This is a genomic window from Serratia sp. ME47, from assembly GCF_903970925.1.
GTDB lineage: Bacteria > Pseudomonadota > Gammaproteobacteria > Enterobacterales > Enterobacteriaceae > Serratia > Serratia ureilytica.
Genome location: NZ_CAJCKE010000006.1, coordinates 111271 through 130146, shown reverse-complemented (window position 1 = coordinate 130146; position 18876 = coordinate 111271). Strand labels below are relative to the sequence as shown.

Annotated in this window: 19 protein-coding genes; 6 read left to right on the top strand and 13 right to left on the bottom strand. The window is 59.2% G+C overall.

The genetic code is table 11. From position 1 onward, the window contains the following. Positions 1-83: 83 nt before the first annotated feature. The 4 genes from ribE to pgpA are packed head-to-tail and all read left to right on the top strand — an operon-like array spanning position 84 to position 2523. The gene (ribE, locus tag H7A77_RS09145) at positions 84-554 is read left to right on the top strand and encodes a 6,7-dimethyl-8-ribityllumazine synthase (protein ID WP_004940385.1); all 471 of its coding nucleotides are present in this window, start codon (positions 84-86) and stop codon (positions 552-554) included. Between the two features lie 20 nt (positions 555-574). Beyond that, on the top strand, positions 575-991 hold the full coding sequence (nusB, locus tag H7A77_RS09140) for a transcription antitermination factor NusB (RefSeq protein WP_004940384.1): 417 nt from the start codon (positions 575-577) through the stop codon (positions 989-991). 52 nt (positions 992-1043) lie between these two features. Further along, positions 1044-2036: a thiamine-phosphate kinase gene (thiL, locus tag H7A77_RS09135; RefSeq protein WP_033642058.1), complete on the top strand. Its 993-nt coding sequence runs from the start codon at positions 1044-1046 to the stop codon at positions 2034-2036. After that, entirely contained in the window at positions 2029-2523 is a 495-nt protein-coding gene (gene pgpA / locus H7A77_RS09130; protein ID WP_033634010.1) for a phosphatidylglycerophosphatase A, read from the top strand. The genes thiL and pgpA overlap by 8 nt, the downstream gene beginning before the upstream one ends. 32 nt (positions 2524-2555) lie before the next feature. Here the strand turns inward: pgpA and H7A77_RS09125 are convergent, their stop codons facing one another. From H7A77_RS09125 to xseB, 4 genes are all read right to left on the bottom strand, one after another. Then, on the bottom strand, positions 2556-3530 hold the full coding sequence (locus tag H7A77_RS09125) for an aldo/keto reductase (RefSeq protein ID WP_164057382.1): 975 nt from the start codon (positions 3528-3530) through the stop codon (positions 2556-2558). Positions 3531-3638: 108 nt separating this feature from the next. Beyond that, on the bottom strand, positions 3639-5504 hold the full coding sequence (dxs, locus tag H7A77_RS09120) for a 1-deoxy-D-xylulose-5-phosphate synthase (RefSeq protein WP_033642060.1): 1866 nt from the start codon (positions 5502-5504) through the stop codon (positions 3639-3641). Between the two features lie 34 nt (positions 5505-5538). After that, positions 5539-6459, bottom strand: coding sequence for a (2E,6E)-farnesyl diphosphate synthase (gene ispA / locus H7A77_RS09115; protein ID WP_033651083.1), 921 nt, complete (start codon positions 6457-6459; stop codon positions 5539-5541). A 5-nt stretch (positions 6460-6464) separates the two neighbouring features. Next, positions 6465-6728: an exodeoxyribonuclease VII small subunit gene (gene xseB, locus H7A77_RS09110; protein ID WP_033642062.1), complete on the bottom strand. Its 264-nt coding sequence runs from the start codon at positions 6726-6728 to the stop codon at positions 6465-6467. A 160-nt stretch (positions 6729-6888) separates the two neighbouring features. On the opposite strand from xseB, the gene thiI reads away from it, so the two are divergent. Continuing rightward, the gene (gene thiI / locus H7A77_RS09105) at positions 6889-8337 is read left to right on the top strand and encodes a tRNA uracil 4-sulfurtransferase ThiI (RefSeq protein ID WP_033642063.1); all 1449 of its coding nucleotides are present in this window, start codon (positions 6889-6891) and stop codon (positions 8335-8337) included. 66 nt (positions 8338-8403) lie between these two features. Here the strand turns inward: thiI and yajL are convergent, their stop codons facing one another. Then, entirely contained in the window at positions 8404-8994 is a 591-nt protein-coding gene (yajL, locus tag H7A77_RS09100; RefSeq protein ID WP_033642064.1) for a protein deglycase YajL, read from the bottom strand. Then, positions 8957-9868, bottom strand: a complete 912-nt coding sequence (gene panE / locus H7A77_RS09095) for a 2-dehydropantoate 2-reductase (protein WP_182074077.1) — start codon at positions 9866-9868, stop codon at positions 8957-8959. The genes yajL and panE overlap by 38 nt, the downstream gene beginning before the upstream one ends. A 182-nt stretch (positions 9869-10050) precedes the next feature. Between panE and H7A77_RS09090 the strand changes: the two genes are divergently transcribed. Then, entirely contained in the window at positions 10051-10542 is a 492-nt protein-coding gene (locus tag H7A77_RS09090) for a YajQ family cyclic di-GMP-binding protein (RefSeq protein WP_164057380.1), read from the top strand. A 34-nt stretch (positions 10543-10576) separates the two neighbouring features. Here H7A77_RS09090 and H7A77_RS09085 read toward each other — a convergent pair whose 3' ends face one another. The 7 genes from H7A77_RS09085 to ampG all read right to left on the bottom strand — a co-directional run bounded on the left by H7A77_RS09085 (position 10577) and on the right by ampG (position 18854). Continuing rightward, entirely contained in the window at positions 10577-11941 is a 1365-nt protein-coding gene (locus H7A77_RS09085; RefSeq protein WP_025301760.1) for an MFS transporter, read from the bottom strand. A 198-nt stretch (positions 11942-12139) separates the two neighbouring features. Then, positions 12140-13030, bottom strand: coding sequence for a heme o synthase (gene cyoE / locus H7A77_RS09080; protein WP_025301761.1), 891 nt, complete (start codon positions 13028-13030; stop codon positions 12140-12142). A 17-nt stretch (positions 13031-13047) separates the two neighbouring features. Further along, entirely contained in the window at positions 13048-13386 is a 339-nt protein-coding gene (locus H7A77_RS09075; RefSeq protein WP_004940369.1) for a cytochrome o ubiquinol oxidase subunit IV, read from the bottom strand. Beyond that, the gene (locus H7A77_RS09070; protein ID WP_004940367.1) at positions 13386-14000 is read right to left on the bottom strand and encodes a cytochrome o ubiquinol oxidase subunit III; all 615 of its coding nucleotides are present in this window, start codon (positions 13998-14000) and stop codon (positions 13386-13388) included. Before H7A77_RS09070 ends, H7A77_RS09075 begins: the two co-directional genes overlap by 1 nt. After that, complete coding sequence (cyoB, locus tag H7A77_RS09065; protein ID WP_033642067.1) at positions 13990-15981, bottom strand: cytochrome o ubiquinol oxidase subunit I; 1992 nt, start codon at positions 15979-15981, stop codon at positions 13990-13992. The genes H7A77_RS09070 and cyoB overlap by 11 nt, the downstream gene beginning before the upstream one ends. A gap of 3 nt (positions 15982-15984) precedes the next feature. Then, positions 15985-16935, bottom strand: coding sequence for a cytochrome o ubiquinol oxidase subunit II (cyoA, locus tag H7A77_RS09060; RefSeq protein ID WP_182074076.1), 951 nt, complete (start codon positions 16933-16935; stop codon positions 15985-15987). 440 nt (positions 16936-17375) lie between these two features. Then, positions 17376-18854: a muropeptide MFS transporter AmpG gene (gene ampG / locus H7A77_RS09055; RefSeq protein WP_033642070.1), complete on the bottom strand. Its 1479-nt coding sequence runs from the start codon at positions 18852-18854 to the stop codon at positions 17376-17378. Between the last annotated feature and the right edge of the window lie 22 nt (positions 18855-18876).

Below are 18876 nucleotides of genomic sequence, written 5' to 3'. Positions count from 1 at the left end.
ACAAAAGCGCCGCGCAGGCGATGAAAGAATATGATAGAATCCGCCCCCCTGCGGGGTATTGAACCCATTTTTAAGGAAAGCCCATGAAAGTTATCGAAGGTGTTGTTGCTACTCCAAATGCCCGTGTGGCGATCGCAATTGCACGTTTTAACAATTTCATCAACGACAGCCTGCTGGAAGGCGCCATCGACGCGCTGAAACGCATTGGTCAGGTTGCTGACGACAACATCACCGTTGTCTGGGTCCCGGGCGCTTACGAGCTGCCGCTGACGGCGAGCGTATTGGCCAAAACCGGCAAATACGACGCGGTTATCGCGCTGGGCACCGTTATCCGTGGGGGCACCGCGCACTTCGAATATGTGGCGGGCGAAGCCAGCTCCGGCATCGGCAACGTTGCGATGAATGCCGAAATCCCGGTTGCCTTTGGCGTGCTGACTACCGAAAGCATCGAACAAGCGATCGAACGCGCCGGCACCAAAGCGGGCAACAAGGGCGCTGAAGCCGCGTTGACCGCACTTGAAATGATTAATGTTATCAAAGCTATTAAAGCCTGAATTTAGTTAAGGGGAATTCCGTGAAACCTGCTGCTCGTCGCCGCGCTCGTGAGTGCGCTGTTCAAGCGCTTTACTCTTGGCAGTTGTCTAAAAACGACCTTGCCGATGTTGAACACCAGTTCCTGACGGAGCAGGATGTCAAAGATGTTGACGTCGCCTATTTTCGCGAGTTGCTGTCCGGCGCGGCAGTGAATGCAGGTATGCTGGACGAACTGATGGCGCCTTACCTGTCGCGTCAGCTCGAAGAGCTGGGCCAGGTGGAACGCGCGGTGCTGCGCGTCGCGCTGTTTGAACTGAAAATGCGCGAGGATGTCCCTTACAAGGTGGCGATCAACGAAGCGATCGAGCTGGCGAAAACCTTCGGCGCGGAAGACAGCCACAAGTTTGTGAACGGGGTGCTGGATAAAGTGGCGCCAACCCTTCGCAAGAAAAAGTAAAAACATTAAGGCCGGCATTCCCGGCCTTAATTTCTTCTAGTGGAATATCGATATGGCATGCGGCGAATTTGACCTCATTGCCCGCTATTTTGACCGGTTTAAGCGCGTGCGCCGGGATGTACAGTTGGGCATTGGAGATGACTGCGCACTGCTGGCAGTGCCGGAAAAACAGCTGGTGGCCGTCAGTACCGATACGTTGGTCGCGGGCATTCACTTCCTGCCGGACATCGATCCGGCCGATCTCGGGTATAAAGCGCTGGCGGTCAATCTGAGCGATCTGGCGGCGATGGGCGCCGATCCGGCGTGGCTCTCGCTGGCCCTGACGCTGCCGGAGGTGAACGAACCCTGGCTGAAGGCGTTCAGCGACAGCCTGTTCGATCAACTCAATTATTACGGCATGCAGCTGATCGGCGGCGATACCACGCGCGGCCCGCTGAGCATGACCTTGACCATTCAGGGGCTGATCCCGGCCGGCCGGGCGTTGAGCCGCAGCGGCGCGCGCATCGGCGACTGGATCTATGTGACCGGCACGTTGGGCGACAGCGCCGCCGGTTTGGCGATCCTGCAGGATCGCCTGGCGGTGACGGATAGCGCGGCGCGTGATTATCTGGTCGCTCGCCATCTGCGTCCGCAGCCGCGGGTGCTGCAGGGGCAGGCGCTGCGCGATCTGGCCAGCTCGGCAATCGATCTTTCCGACGGCCTGATTTCCGATCTGAAGCACATCCTGAAGGCCAGCGACTGCGGCGCGCGCATCGTGCTGGACGAGCTGCCGATGTCGCAGGCGCTGAGCAGCCATGCTGATGCCGAACAGGCGCTGCGTTGGGCGCTGGCGGGCGGCGAAGACTACGAGCTGTGCTTCACCGTGCCGGAGATCAACCGCGGCGCGCTGGACGTGGCGCTGAGCCACCTCGGGGCCGATTACACCTGTATCGGCCAGATTGGCCCGCTGTCTGAAGGCATTCGCTATTACCGCAACGACGAGGCGGTGGTGCTGGACTGGGCCGGGTTCGATCATTTCAACGCGGAGCCGGGCACCCATGGATGAAGCCAAGCGTCGGCTGCGGATGAGCAATCCGTGGCACCTGCTGGCCACCGGTTTCGGCAGCGGTTTGTCACCGGTGATGCCGGGCACCATGGGATCGCTGGCGGCGATCCCGTTCTGGCTGCTGCTGATCCAACTGCCGTGGCAGCTCTACTCGCTGACGGTGATGTTCAGCATTTGCATCGGCGTCTATATTTGCCACCGTACGGCAAAAGACATGAAGGTGCACGATCACGGCAGCATCGTCTGGGATGAGTTCGTCGGCATGTGGATCACGCTGATGGCGCTGCCGGTCAACGATTGGCGCTGGGTCGCCGCCGGTTTCGTCATCTTCCGCATTCTGGATATGTGGAAGCCGTGGCCGATCCGCTGGTTCGACCGCAATGTGCATGGCGGCATGGGCATCATGGTCGACGATATCATCGCCGGCGTGCTGTCTGCGGGCATCATCTACCTGATTGGGCACCACTGGCCGATCGGGCTGTTCTGACAGCCGGGCGCGGTTCTTCGCGCCCGCTTCTCTCATTCAAACCCCGTCACCCGATGCGGCACGTAAGCCGTTTCCAACTCCGCCACCTCTTGCGGCGACAAACTCAAATCAACCGCGGCAATGGCATCGTCCAACTGCTCGCTGCGTGACGCGCCAACGATCGGCGCGCTGACCGCCGGCTTGTTCAGCAGCCAGGCCAGCGCGATCTGCGCGCGTGGCACGCCGCGTTCCTCCGCCAGGCTGGCGACGCGCTCGGCGATAATGGCGTCGATGCCTTCGGTTTCATCGTACAGACTCTTGCCGAACTGGTCCGAGACCAGGCGGGCGGTGGTTTCGCCCCAGGGGCGGGTCAGGCGGCCGCGCGCCAGCGGGCTCCACGGCAGTACGGCGATGCCTTCGGCGACGCACAGCGGGTGCATCTCGCGCTCTTCTTCGCGCTGGATCAGGTTGTATTGATCCTGCATGCTGACGAAGCGCGTCCAGCCGTGCAGATCGGCGGTATACAGCGCCTTGGCGAACTGCCAGGCGTACATGGAAGAGGCGCCGATATAACGCGCCTTACCGGCTTTCACCACGTCGTGCAGCGCTTCCAGCGTCTCTTCCAGCGGCGTTTCGTAATCCCAGCGATGGATTTGCAGCAAATCGACATAGTCGGTGCCGAGACGGCGCAGGCTGTCGTCGATGGACTGCATGATCTTGGCGCGCGACAAACCGCGCTCCAGGTTGCTCAGCGGGAAATAGACCTTGGTGGCGATCACCACCTCCTCGCGGCGTGCATAGTCGCGCAGCGCCCGGCCGAGGATCTCCTCGCTGCTGCCGTCGGAATAGCTGTTGGCGGTGTCGAAAAAGTTGATGCCGGCTTCCAGCGCCTGTTTCAACAGTGGGCGGCTGCTTTCTTCCGGCAGCGTCCAGGCGTGATTGCCGCGGCTCGGTTCGCCGTAGGTCATGCAACCCAGGCAGATGCGCGAGACGTTCAGATCGGTGTTGCCCAGTTTGAGATATTTCATGCTTGCCTCCCATTCACAGCTCAGACAGTAACTGTAGCGCGGATCCCGGAGGGCGGAAATGAAAACGCCCCCGAAGGCGGAGGCGTTTTATCAGGCGCGAGTGGCGAATTACTGCGCCAGCCAGGTTTCGATTTGACGCTGAATGCCGGCGGCGTCCAGTCCCAGATCGGCGCGCAGTTCTTCCTGGGTGCCCTGTGAGACGAAGCTGTCCGGCAGGCCGAGGTTCAGCACCGGCACCGGACGGCGTTTGGCCATCAGCAGTTCGTTGACGCCGCTGCCGGCGCCGCCCATGATGGCGTTCTCTTCCAGCGTGACCAGCGTTTCATGGCTGGCGGCCAGTTCGAGCACCAGCTGCTCGTCCAGCGGTTTGACGAAGCGCATGTCGACCAGCGTGGCGTTGAGCGCTTCCGCCGCCGCAGCGGCCTCCGGCAGCAGGGTGCCGAAGTTGAGAATGGCGATCTTTTCCCCCTGGCGGCGCACCACGCCTTTGCCGATCGGCAGCAGGCTGAGCGGCTCCAGCGCAGCGCCGGTGCCGGTGCCGCGCGGATAGCGCACGGCGCTCGGGCCGTCGTTGTAGTGATAGCCGGTATACAGCATCTGGCGGCATTCGTTTTCGTCGCTCGGCGTCATGATCACCATGGTCGGGATGCAGCGCATGAACGACAGATCGAACGCCCCCTGGTGGGTCTGGCCGTCGGCGCCGACGATGCCGCCGCGATCGATGGCGAACATCACCGGCAGGTTTTGGATCGCCACGTCATGGATCAGCTGATCGTAGGCGCGTTGCAGGAAGGTGGAATAGATCGCCACCACCGGCTTGTAGCCGCCGATCGCCAGCCCGGCGGCGAAGGTGACCGCGTGTTGCTCGGCGATCGCCACATCGAAATATTGCTGCGGATAGTCGCGCGAGAACTGCACCATGCCGGAACCTTCGCGCATCGCCGGCGTGATCGCCATCAGTGAGCTGTCTTTGGCGGCGGTTTCACACAGCCAGTCGCCGAAGATTTTCGAATAGGTCGGCAGACCGCCGGCGCTTTTCGGCAGCGTGCCGCTGGCGGGATCGAACTTCGGCACCGCGTGGAAGCTGATCGGATCCTTCTCCGCCGGCGCGTAACCGCGGCCTTTCTTGGTCATGATGTGCAACAGCTGCGGGCCTTTCAGATCGCGCATGTTTTTCAACGTGGCGACCAGGCCCTGTACGTCGTGCCCGTCTACCGGGCCGATGTAGTTGAAGCCCAGCTCTTCGAACAGCGTACCCGGCACCACCATGCCTTTCAGGTGCTCTTCGGTGCGTTTCACCAGCTCCTTGATCGGCGGCACGCCGGCCAGCACTTTTTTGCCGCCTTCGCGCAGGGTGGAGTAAAGCTTGCCGGACAGCAGCTGCGCCAGATGGTTGTTCAGCGCGCCGACGTTTTCCGAGATCGACATCTCGTTGTCGTTCAGCACCACCAGCATGTCCGGATTGATGTCGCCGGCGTGGTTCATCGCTTCGAACGCCATGCCGGCGGTGATGGCGCCATCGCCGATCACGCACACCGTGCGGCGGCCTTTGCCTTCACGCTCTGCCGCCACCGCCATGCCGAGGCCGGCGCTGATCGAGGTTGACGAATGGCCGACCGACAGCACGTCGTATTCGCTTTCGGCGCGCCACGGGAAGGGGTGCAACCCGTTCTTTTGCCGGATAGTGGCGATCCGGTCGCGGCGGCCGGTCAGGATTTTGTGCGGGTAGGCCTGGTGACCGACGTCCCACACCAGATGATCGAACGGCGTGTTGTAGACGAAATGCAACGCCACCGTCAGTTCGACGGTACCCAGCCCGGAGGCAAAGTGGCCGCTGGAGCGACTGACGCTGTTCAGCAGATATTGCCGCAGCTCATCGCACAGCTTCGGCAAGCTCTCTTTGGGCAGTGAGCGGAGTTCCTCGGGGTTTTCCGCTAGCGCCAGGGTTGGGTATTTGGCTATATCAAGACTCATTCGATACTCATATCAGAGGAGTTAACGTCACACGTTAATTGTCGCGTTCAATAATGAAGCTGGCTAACGCTCGCAATGGCGCTGTGTTATAAGATTGCGCTGCCAAAGTGTCTAATGCAGCTAATGCTTCCTGATAGAGATCCCACGCTTTTGCTTTCGCGCTGTCAAGCCCGAGTAACGCCGGGTAGGTACTCTTTCCGTGTTGTTGGTCCGCTCCCTGGCGCTTGCCGATCTTTTCAGTCTCGCCGACAACGTCCAAAATGTCATCCTGCACCTGGAACGCCAGGCCGACCGCAGCGGCGTAACGATCCAGCTGCGGCAGCGCCGCTCGTCCTGCTTCGCCGGCGCTCAGCGCGCCCAGACGCACCGCGGCGCGGATCAACGCACCGGTTTTGTGGCGGTGGATCTGCTCCAGCGCCTGCAGATCGACGCGCTTGCCTTCGGCTTCCAGATCCAGCGATTGGCCGCCGCACATGCCGGCGACGCCGCTGGCTGCCGCCAGTTCGGAGACCATCGCCAGCCGATCGCGCAGCGCCACGTCGGGCATTTCGGCATCGGCCAGGATCGAAAACGCCAGCGTTTGCAGCGCATCGCCGGCCAGGATCGCGTTGGCTTCGCCGAATTTAATGTGGCAGGTCGGCTGGCCGCGGCGCAGATCGTCGTCGTCCATCGCCGGCAGATCGTCGTGGATCAGCGAGTAGGCGTGAATGCATTCCACCGCCGCCGCCGGCGCGTCCAGGTTGGTCAGCGATACGCCGAACATCTGGCCGGTGGTGTACACCAGGAACGGGCGCAGGCGCTTGCCGCCCAGTAAGGCGCCATGACGCATCGCCGCCACCATGTTGCCGTCGTTGAACGGCAGCGGGGCGATGAAATCCAGCAGCGCGCGATCGGCGCGCCGGCGGAAAATCTGCAGTTGATCGGCAAAAGCGGCCGATGGGACGATCTCAGACATGTCGGTTACTCGGTATCCGGTGTGAAAGGCGCCAACGCCGCGTCGTCGGCGCTGTCGTTAAGGAGGATCTGCACACGCTGTTCCGCCTGTTGCAGTTTCTGCTGGCCTTGACGCGCCAGCTGCACGCCGCGTTCGAATTCGTTCAGCGCGTCTTCCAGCGGCAGTTCGCCCGACTCCAGACGCGTCACGATGCTTTCCAGCTCGCCGAGGGCGCTTTCAAAGCTGGCTGTTTGCTCTGTACTGGCTGATTGTGCTGGTTTTTTCGGCATAATTTTCTTTTTACGTCATCATGTGAACCGTGGCGCCAGAGCCTATCCTAGCGGATCTTGATTAGCAAATCATGGCGCTCATGTGTGGTTTTGTGCGCAGAGCACGGCGATATGGTGATATACTCCGCGCCGTAATTCTTATCTGACAACAAAGACCGCCATGAAGTTTATCATTAAATTGTTCCCGGAAATCACCATCAAGAGCCAATCTGTGCGCTTGCGCTTTATCAAGATTCTCTCGACCAATATTCGCAACGTCCTGAAGCAGTATGATGAAACGCTGGCGGTCGTCCGTCACTGGGATCATATCGAAGTTCGCGCCAAAGATGAAAACCAGCGGCCGGTCATCGCCGACGCGCTGACGCGGATTCCCGGCATCCACCATATTCTGGAAGTGGAAGATCGCGCTTATACCGATATCCACCACATCTTCGAGCAGACGCTGGAAGCCTACCGCGCTCAGCTGGAAGGCAAAACCTTCTGCGTGCGCGTCAAGCGCCGCGGCAAGCAGGCGTTCAACTCGCAGGACGTGGAGCGCTACGTCGGCGGCGGTCTGAACCAGCATATCGACAGCGCGCGCGTTAACCTGACCCGCCCGCAGGTCACGGTAAACCTTGAGATCGAAGACGACAAGCTGATGCTGGTTAAACGCCGCCTCGAAGGCATCGGCGGTTACCCGGTCGGCACTCAGGAAGATGTGATGTCGCTGATTTCCGGCGGTTTCGACTCGGGCGTGTCCAGCTATATGCTGATGCGTCGCGGCTGCCGCGTGCATTTCTGCTTCTTTAACCTGGGCGGCGCCGCGCATGAGATTGGCGTGAAGCAGGTGGCGCACTATCTGTGGAACCGTTTCGCCAGTTCGCACAAAGTGCGCTTCGTCGCCATCGACTTCGAACCGGTGGTGGGCGAAATCCTGGAGAAAGTCGACGACGGCCAGATGGGCGTGGTGCTCAAGCGCATGATGGTGCGCGCCGCTTCGCAAGTGGCCGAACGCTACGGCGTGCAGGCGCTGGTAACCGGTGAAGCGCTGGGGCAGGTGTCCAGCCAGACGCTGACCAACCTGCGCTTGATCGACAATGCGTCCGATACGCTGATCCTGCGTCCGCTGATCTCGCACGATAAAGAGCACATCATCAAACTGGCGCGTGAAATCGGCACCGAGGACTTCGCCAAAACCATGCCGGAATACTGCGGCGTGATTTCGAAGAGCCCGACGGTAAAAGCCGTCAAGGCCAAGATTGAAGAGGAAGAAAGCCACTTCGATTTCAGCATTCTCGATCGGGTGGTGAGCGAGGCGAAGAACGTCGATATTCGCTCCATCGCCGAGCAGGCGCAGGAGCAGGTGACCGAAGTGGAAACCGTCGCGGCCTTCGGCGCCGACGAGGTGATCCTGGATATCCGTTCCAACGACGAGCAGGAAGAGAAACCGTTGCAGCTGGAACAGGTTGAAGTGAAAGCGCTGCCGTTCTACAAGCTGAGCACCCAGTTCGGCGATCTGGATCAGAGCAAAACCTATCTGCTGTACTGCGAGCGCGGCGTAATGAGCCGCCTGCAGGCGCTGTACCTGCTGGAGCAGGGCTTCAGCAACGTGAAGGTTTATCGCCCGTAACGCGGGCAGCGGCGTAAACGAGAGGGGCTGAACCGGTGTTCAGCCCTTTTTTTATCGGCAAGCCGCTCAGTCGCGGAAATCGTACATCCCAGGGATCAGCACCAGCTGCGCGGCGATCTCCGCCGCTTTGGCCTTGCCGAGCAGCAGGTCTATCAGCTTCAGCGCAAACTCCATCGCGGTGCCCGGCCCCTGGCTGGTGAGCAGGTTGACGCGCGCGTCGTACACCACGCGGCGCTCCATCCATTTATCCGCCGGTATCCGATCTTTCAAACCCGGAAAACCGGTCATGTTGCCGATCGGGAACAGATCGTGGTGCTGCAGCACCAGCGCCGGGGCCGCGCAGATGGCGGCGACGATGTGGCCCTGCAGATGCATCTGCCGCACTTTTTCCACCAGCAGCGGACTGTCGCGGAAGCATTCCGCCCCCTGCAGGCCGCCGGGCAGCACGATGGCGTCGAAAGGCTCATCGACGATCGCCACCAGCGGCGCGTCGGCCAGCAGCTTGACGCCGCGCGAACAAACGATAGTCAGCTCGCCGTCGCCGGCGACGCTGGCGGTAGTGACTTTAACGCCCGCCCGCACCAGCAGATCGATGGTGGTGACGGCTTCGGTTTCTTCGCTACCAGGTGCCAGGCAGACCAGCGCCGATACGCTCATATTCATTTTCCTTTCGTTTAATCAATTCAAACAGCCGCGCATTCTCCGGCAGCGTGAGGCCGTGGCTGCGCGCGCGGCGCAGCAGGTAGCCGGTGATGTAGTCGATCTCGGTATGCCGCTGGCTGCGGATATCCTGCAGCATCGACGAAACGTTGTCGGCGGTGCTGTGGATCACGTCCATCACGTATTGCATCAGGCCTTCGCAGGAGGTGTGGTAACCCTCCATGGCCATCACGCTGGCGACTTCACGACACAGCGCTTCGATCTGCTCCGGGTAGCGCTGCAGATCGCCGTTGCGGCAGCCGTACAGCGCCGTCAGCGGGTTGATCACGCAGTTGACCGCCAGCTTGCGCCAGTTGGCCGAGGCGATGTTGTTGTGCCAGGCGACGTCGGGCAGCGCCTGATGCAGCACTTTCGCCAGGTGGCTGAGGTGCTGGGCGGCCGGTGAGGTGGGGCCGATGTGGGTGATGCCGGTGGCGACGTGGATAATGGTGCTGCCTTCGTGGCGCGCGGCGTGGGTGGTGGTGCCCTGCAAGATGGGCTGGCCGTTCGGCGGCAGCTCTTCCTGAGTGCCCATGCCGTTGTGCAGCAGCAAGATGGCGCAGCGGGGGCTCAGCTTCGGCAACAGCGCGCTGACCGCGCTGGATACCTGCCAGGCTTTCAGCGTCACCAGCAGCAGCTCGCTTTGCGCGAGGTGCTCCGGATCGTTGGTGGGCAAATTGCGATTAAACGAGACGCCTTCCGGCTCTATCACGTTCACGGCGCAAAAAGGCTGCGGCACTCTTAGCCATCCCTGTACATCGTGGCCCTGCTGATACAGCCGGGAGAGCCACAGTTGTCCGAGCGCGCCGCAACCAAGAATGGTTATTTTCATTCAGTCTCCTTGGAAACACGGGAATACCGCTCAATTACCGTGATCTAACTATAGGCTTTATGGCAGCCTGAAGCGCTATCCCTGCGTGCGTTCAGCAGATTTTGTCTGAGGCGGCAAAGCGGTTATCATGCTCGGCATCAAAATCGCCTAAGCTATTAGGCACTCATTCAGGAGGAAGAAGTATGCCATCTTTCGACATCGTTTCCGAAATTGATATGCAGGAAGTGCGTAACGCCGTTGAGAACGCCACCCGCGATCTCGGCACCCGCTGGGATTTTCGCAACGTGCCGGCCAGCTTTGAGCTAAACGAGAAGAATCAAAGCATCAAGGTTGCCACCGAGTCTGATTTCCAGGTGCAGCAGCTGCTCGACATTCTGCGCGAAAAGCTGAGCAAGCGCAGCATCGACGGCGCCGCGCTGGAGATCCCGGACGAGTTTACCCACAGCGGTAAAACCTACAGCGTGGAAGCCAAGCTGAAGCAGGGGATTGAAACCAGCGTGGCGAAGAAAATCGTCAAGCTGATCAAAGACAGCAAGCTGAAGGTGCAGGCGCAGATCCAGGGCGAAGAAGTGCGGGTGACCGGCAAGTCACGCGACGACTTGCAGAGCGTGATGGCGCTGGTGCGCGGCGGCGATCTGGGCCAGCCGTTCCAGTTCAAGAACTTCCGCGATTAATCTCGACGGGGCCGGCATAGCCGGCCCTGATTTTTTACAGCGAATTGACCAGCGCTTCCAACTGACCGCGATTGGTCTGCTTGGTATCCACCTTGACGTAGGCGCTGCGCTCTTCCGGCACGACGATCGCCTCGGCCACGCCGGGCTGCGCCTTCAGGCGGCTTTCCAGCGCTGAATCCTTCACCGCCAGTTCCGACAGCGTAATGCGCAGGCTGCTGACATACGGCGGCTCTTTCATGGTGCTGCTGACCAGGAACCAGACGGCGGCCAATACCGCGCCGGCGATAAACACCAAGCCAGCCCCTTGCAAACCGTACAGCCAGCCGCCGAGGCTGCCGCCGATCGCCACGCCGATAAACTGGCTGGTGGAGTACACCCCCATCGCGGTGCCCTTGTAGCCGGCCGGCGATTCTTTGCTGATCAGCGAAGGCAGGATGGCTTCCATCACGTTGAAGGCCATAAAGAACAGCTGCACGCCGGCGATGATGCCCCATAGATGAGCGCCGGAGAGCCACAGCAGCACTTCGGCGCAGAACAGCACCGCCACGCAGCCCATAAACACCTGCTTCATGCGGCGATATTTCTCGGCATAGATAATGAACGGCACCACGGCGGCGAACGACACCAGCATGGTCACCAGGTAGACGATCCAGTGTTCGCTGGCCGCCAGCCCGGCTTTTTCCATCGCCAGCGGCAGCGCCACGAAGCTCGACATCAGCAGAATGTGCAGACACATGATGCCGAAGTTGAGTTTCAACAGGCGCGAGTTGCTCAGCACTTTGCGGAAGCTGCCGCGCACGATGCTGGACTCGCGGTTCAGCAGATGGGTGTCGGCGGAAGGCACCACCGCCAGGGTGATGACGATGCCGGCCAGCGCCAGCACGGCGATCATCCAGAACAGCGCGTGCAAGCCCAAGGCGTGAGTGATGATAGGGCCCAGAACCATGGCGATGGCGAAGGTGATGCCGAAGCTGACGCCGATAAACGCCATCGCTTTGGTGCGGTTCTGCTCGCGGGTCAGATCGGAGAGCAGGGCCATTACCGCGGCGGCGATGGCGCCGGAGCCTTGCAACGCGCGGCCGAGGATCACGCCCCAGATAGAGTCAGTGACGGCTGCGATCACGCTGCCGAGGGCAAAGATCAGCAGGCCGCCGACGATCAGCGGCTTGCGGCCGATGCGATCGGACACCAGGCCGAACGGGATCTGAAACACCGCCTGCGCCAGGCCGTAAATGCCGATGGCGATGCCGATCAGCGCTTCGCTGGCGCCGTTGAGCGCCATGCCGTAGGTGGTCAACACCGGCAATACCATAAACATGCCGAGCATGCGCAGGGAGAACACGGTGCCCAATCCCCAGGTGGCGCGGCGCTCCTGCGGGGTCATTGAATTATCGTTCACGTCAAACCTCGGTAAAAACCATGCCATCAGACGTTGAGACAGCGCCTGATGGCATGATTTCTGTAAAGCTGCGTCATTTTAGTGTGCAGGGCAGGGGGGGTAAATCGAATGTTGTTTAACAGATATTACAGTTTGGCCGCTTTTCGGCGTGACAAATAAAATGGGCCGCATACGCGGCCCATTGACAGATGATTTGGCTTACCAAACGTAGGTCACCAGCGCTTCAGGCGCCGCCGTGGCGCTGAAGTCGATCGACATCATCACGCTCAGCGAGGTGATGGCGACGATGGAGAATACGAACAGTTTACGCGCCCAGACGCTGTCGTTTTCGGTTTTGTAACCGCGCAGCGCCATGCCCAGCCACCATACGCTCACCGCCGCAGCGACGATCAGGTATTTGTAGCCGGCGTAGCCCACCAGGGTCAGCATCAGCGTGGCGATCATAAACGCCAGGATGTAGACCGTGATGTGGTTCTTGGCGACGGAAATGCCTTTCACCACCGGCAGCACCGGAATGTTGGCCGCCTGGTAATCTTTAAAGCGGAAGATAGCGATCGCATAAGAATGCGGCATCTGCCACAGGCTAAAGATAGCCAGCAGGATCAACGCGCCGGCGTCGAACTCGTTGGTGACCGCGCAGTAACCGATAACCGGCGGCGCGGCACCCGACAAGCTGCCGATCAGCGTGCCGTAGACCGAGTGGCGCTTCATGTACAGGCTGTAAACGCCGACATAAACCACGAAGCCCATCACCGCCAGCCACATGGCCAGCGGGTTGGCCGCGATATACAGCAACGCGAAGCCCACAATACCCAACGCGGTCGCATAAACCAGGGTGACACTCGGCGCGATCAGGCCTTTTACCAGCACCCGATTCTTCGTTCTCTCCATCTTCTTGTCGATGTCGCGGTCGATGTAGTTGTTAAACACACAGCCCGACGCGACCACCAACGAGACACCCACCAGGGTGGCGAGAAACAGGGGATAGTCGATGCTCCCTTTGGAAGCGAGCAGGAATCCCCCAACGACAGAAATTAAATTGCCGAAAATAATTCCTGGTTTAGTGACTTGCAGGTATTGCTTAATCATCACGTGCAGCTCAGCTCTTAATCGACCATCATATTGATGTTGAGGTTGTACATAATCCAGAGTGAACCTACAACAACGATACCGATGATCATAGCGGTGAACAGCAATGCCACCAGGTTCCAGCGCTCTTCCGATGAGGTGTTCATGTGCAGGAAGTAAACCAGGTGAACAATCACCTGGATAACCGCCATACCGACAACAACCGCCAGGATGGTGGAATGAGAGGCAGTGCCGTTCATTACCATCGCAAATGGAATTACCGTCAGGATGATCGACAGGATAAAGCCGATCAGGTATGACTTCACGCTGCCGTGGCTTGCGCCGCCGTGAGAGGTTTCATGGGATGAATGGCTCATTACATAACCCCCAGCAGGTAGACAACGGTAAATACGCAGATCCAGACCACGTCCAGGAAGTGCCAGAACAGGCTCAGGCACATCAGGCGGGTTTTGTTGGTCGCGGTCAGGCCGAACTTGCTCACCTGAATCATCAGCACGATGATCCAAATCAGGCCGGAAGTCACGTGCAGACCGTGGGTGCCGACCAGCGCGAAGAAGCTGGACAGGAACGCGCTGCGATCCGGACCGAAGCCTTCGGCGATCAGGTGATGGAATTCATAGATTTCCATCGCCACGAAGCCCAGACCGAACAGGAAGGTCAGGAACAGCCAGGTGTTTACACCGCCAACTTTACCCTTGTTCATGGCGATCATCGCCATGCCGTAGGTGATGGAGCTGAATAACAGCAGGAAAGTTTCGACCAAGACAAACTTCAGGTCGAAGATGTCTTTGCCAGAGGGACCGCCGGCGGTCCCGTTCACCAGGACTGCATAAGTCGCGAACAAGCTCGCAAACAAAATACAGTCGCTCATCAGGTAGATCCAGAATCCGAAGACCTTGGTCTCACCCGCATCGTGGTGCCCATGCTCTGCATGGGCTGCGTTATGATTGGTCAGAGTTTCAGTTGACATGGTTCACGCCTGCTTTACGGATTTGTTCGTAGTGTTGGTTCTCAATGCGCTCGATTTCATCAACCTGCACATAGTAGTCAACATCGTGATCGAAGCTCTTGCCGATCCAGACGACGATCATACCGATGAAACCGGCCAGAGCCATCCACCAGATTTCCCAAATCATTGCGAAACCGAATACCAGGCTGAAGAAGGCGATGATAACGCCGGCGCCGGTGTTCTTAGGCATATGAATCGGTTCGTACTTAGCCGGTTTCTTATAGGCTTCGCCTTTTTCTTTCATGTCCCAGAACTCATCACGGTCATGAATCTGCGGCACTACGGCAAAGTTATAGAACGGCGGTGGAGAAGACGTTGACCACTCCAGAGTACGAGCGCCCCATGGGTCACCGGTCAGATCGCGGTTCTGTTCGCGGTCACGGATACTGACGAAGATCTGGGTCAGCTGGCACAGGATGCCGCAGGCGATCAGCGCCGCACCGCCGGCTGCAACCAGCAGCAGAGGGTGGAACTCAGGGTTGATGTTCTGGCTGATACGACGGGTCATGCCCATAAAGCCCAATGCGTACAGCGGCATGAAGGCGGTGAAGAAGCCGATGATCCAGAACCAGAACGCGCGGATGCCCCATTTTTCGTTCAGCGTGAAGCCGAAGGATTTCGGGAACCAGTAGGTCAGGCCCGCGAAGCAACCGAACACCACGCCGCCGATGATGACGTTGTGGAAGTGCGCGATCAGGAACAGGCTGTTGTGCAGCACGAAGTTCGCGCCCGGCACAGCCAGCAGAACGCCGGTCATACCACCCACGGAGAAGGTGATGATGAAGCCAACGGTCCACAGCATTGCGGAGTTGAGCTTGATGCGGCCCTGATACATGGTGAACAGCCAGTTGAAGATTTTCACCCCGGTCGGGATGGAAATGATCATGGTGGCGATACCGAAGAAGGCGTTAACGTTCGCGCCGGACCCCATGGTGAAGAAGTGGTGCAGCCATACGATGAACGACAGAACGGTGATCGCGATGGTTGCCCATACCAGTGAGGTATAGCCGAACAGGCGTTTTCTGGAGAAGGTCGCGGTGACTTCGGAGAACACGCCGAACACCGGCAGAACCAGAATGTACACCTCTGGGTGACCCCAGGCCCAAATCAGGTTGATGTACATCATCATGTTGCCGCCCATATCATTGGTGAAGAAATGGGTGCCCAGATAGCGATCCAGGGTCAGCAGCGCGATGGTGACGGTCAGAATTGGGAAAGAAACGATGATCAGGACGTTGGTACACAGCGCCGCCCAGGTGAACACCGGCATCTTCATCATAGGCATGCCAGGGGCACGCATCTTCAGAATGGTGGCGAAGAAGTTCACGCCGGTCAGCAGGGTACCCAGACCGGAAATCTGCAGACTCCAGATCCAGTAATCGACCCCGACGCCAGGACTGTACTCTTTACCCGACAGCGGCGGATACGCCAGCCAACCGGTCTGAGCGAATTCACCGACCCCCAGGGAGATGTTGATCAGCACAACGCCCACCACGAAGAACCAGAAGCTCAGGGAGTTCAGGAACGGGAAGGCGACGTCGCGCGCGCCGATTTGCAGCGGCACCACGACGTTCATCAGGCCGACCACGAAAGGCATCGCCATGAAGAAGATCATGATGACGCCGTGCGCGGTGAAGATCTGGTCGTAGTGGTGCGGCGGCAGGAATCCGGCTTCGCCGGCGGACGCCAACGCCTGCTGGCTACGCATCATGATGGCGTCGGCGAAGCCGCGCAGCAGCATGACCATCGCCACGACGATATACATGATACCAATTTTTTTATGGTCGACCGAAGTCAGCCATTCGCTCCACAGCCACTTCCATTTGCCGAAATAGGTCAGCAGCGCCAGCACTGCCAGGCCCCCGACGATAATTGCGGCTACGGTGACCATGATGATCGGTTCGTGGTACGGAACCGCATCAAGTGTTAATTTTCCCAACATCAGTTATTCCTCGGCTCCGGCGTGAGCAGCATGTTCACCCATGTCTATACCTTGGCTCATGTCCATGCCTTCGTGCGCGCCAGCGCCCTTGTGCATATCCATGTCGCCCATGAATTTGGCAATTGTTTCTTTGAACAAATTCGGTTTGACAGCGGCAAAGTACTCGACCGGGTTGTTTTCACTCGGCTCTGCCAGTTTGTTAAAGTCGTCGGTGGTGTTCAGGTTTTTAGGCGATGCCTTCACCTTGGCCACCCACTGATCGAAGTCGCCTTCGGTCGGGGTAACGATCGCGGTGAATTTCATACCGGAGAAGCCTGCGCCGCTGTAGCTGCTGGAGATGCCCTTGTAGGCACCGGCTTCGTTGCCGATCAGGTGCAGTTTGGTCTGCATGCCGGCCATCGCATAAATCTGTCCACCCAACTGCGGGATAAAGAACGAGTTCATTACCGAGTTAGAGGTGATCTTGAATTCGACTGGAACATCTTTCGGGAAAGCCAGCTCATTAACGGTCGCAATGCCTTGTTCCGGATAGATGAACAGCCATTTCCAGTCGAGCGACACCACTTCGATCGTCATCGGCTTCTTGTCGGTGACAATCGGCTTGAACGGGTCGAGTTCGTGGGTAGTCTTCCAGGTAATGGTGCCAAGGATGGCGATGATAATGATAGGAATGGTCCAGACGACCGCTTCGATCTTGTTGGAGTGGGCCCAGTTCGGACTGTACTTGGCGTCTTTGTTGGAAGCGCGATACTTCCAGGCAAAGGCGAACGCCATGAAGATAACTGGCACCACCACGATCAACATCAACGCGATTGCAGTGATAATCAGTGTCCGTTGCTCAACACCAATTGCTCCTTTGGGATTCATCAAAACCATATCGCAGCCACTGAGCAATACAGTGCCTGCAATTAATGACAGCATCCCAATACTTTTATTGTATTTCTTAAGTCTCATCTAACGACCTCAATAACAAAGGCTCAATTGTCGTTTCATGTGTGCGGGCATTTTACGGGAAGGTTGCAGTACTGTAAACATGCTTAAGGGAGTGTCAGCGGCTTGTTGACACTTTCTGTTAAGGGGGTCACAGATGTAACCCTGCGTGACAATTTACCAATGACAACAACGCGTTGGCACGCTGAATCGTGACGAGCAGTCCGTATGTTAAGGAAAACTAAAGGTATGATGAATCTGGCGAAGAAATGCGCGGCGGGGAAATACGCAGAAAAGGTTTATTTAATGTAAAATAATTGTGTCTTAAAGGTGAATTTAATTTTATTTCCGAGCGCCGCAGTCGGATAAAAAAATAATTTTCTCGCTGATTATCTTTTTTTAACGAAATAAATACACCCCCGGATCGCTTTTTTTTCGGCCGGCAAAATCGCCGGCCGGTCGGGTTACGCCAAACGAGCGCGGCGCAGCGCCAGATAATCCAGCATGCTGCCCATCGCGACGCCGAGCAGGCTCAATGCGGCGCCGATCTGCAGCAGCCGGTCGGCCAACAGCGGCGCCTGCGTCCAGTCGAGCGCATTGGCGATCAGCAGCAGCAACCACAGCCCCAGCAGCGAGCAGCCCAGCGTCAGCAGGCGCAGCGCCCAGCGGTAAGCCTGGGTAAACGCGGTGCGCGGCATAAAGTCGCCATGCTGCTGGGTGTGTTCCAGCGTCTGGCGGCAGACGCCGAGCAACAGCAAGCCCGGCAGCGCGGCGGCGATCGAAAACAGATAGAACAGCGGCCAGCCATGGGCTTCGACGAACCAGCCGGCGATCGGCCCGACATAAACGCGGCCCACGGCGGACAGCGCCGACAGCAGCGCGAACTGGGTGGCGGAGAACGAACGGTTGCATAGCGTCATCAGCAGCGCGACGAAGGCCGCGGTGCCCATGCCGCCGCACAGGTTTTCAAGGAAGATGGCGCTGCCCATGGTGAGCAGGTTCTTGTCGGTCACCGCCAGGATCCAATAGCCGAGATTGGAGACCGCCTGCAGGACGCCGAACAGCATCAGGGCGCGGAACAGGGTGAGACGCTGCATCAGCACGCCGCCGAACAGAGCGCCGACGATGGTGGCGAACAGCCCGAGGGTTTTGTTCACCAGCCCCACTTCGCCGGCGTCGAATCCCACGCCGCGGATCAGGAAGGTGGTGCTCAGGCTGCCGGCGAAGGCGTCGCCCATTTTGTACATCACGATCAGCAGCAGGATCAGCCAGGCGTTGTTGCGGCCGAAGAAATCGCGCAGCGGCGCGACGACCGCCTGTTCCATGGTGCGCGGCGCCGGGATGCTTTCATCCGGCTCCGGCGCCATCAGCGTGGCGGCCACGCCGATCAGCATCAATCCGGCCATCAGCCAGTAGGTGGCTTGCCAGCCGAAATAGCGATCCGCCAGCCACAGCGCCAGGCCGCCGGAAACCAGCATCGCCAGCCGATAACCCAGCACCGATATCGCCGCGCCCGCGCCGCGTTCTTCGGCTTTCAGCAGGTCGGTTTTATAGGCGTCGAACACGATATCTTGCGAGGCGGAGCAGAACGCCACCAGCACCGCCAACGCCGCCAGCCACCACAGGTGCTGCGCGGGTTGCATAAAGCCCATCGCCACGATCGCCGCCACCAGCAGCAGCTGGCTGATCAGCAGCCAACCGCGCCGCCGCCCGAGGAACGGCGGGGTATAGCGATCCATGAAGGGCGACCAGAGGAATTTGAAGACGTAGGCCTGGCCCACCAGCGAGAAGATGCCGATGGTTTTCAGATCGATGTTTTCGACGGTCATCCAGGCTTGCAGCGTGCCGGAGGTCAGTGCCAGCGGCAGACCCGACGCGAAGCCCAGCAGCAGCAGAATGGCGGAGTTACGCTGGGTGAAGATGTTCAGATAGTGTTTCGACATGAGTTCCCTGTCTGCGCCGCCC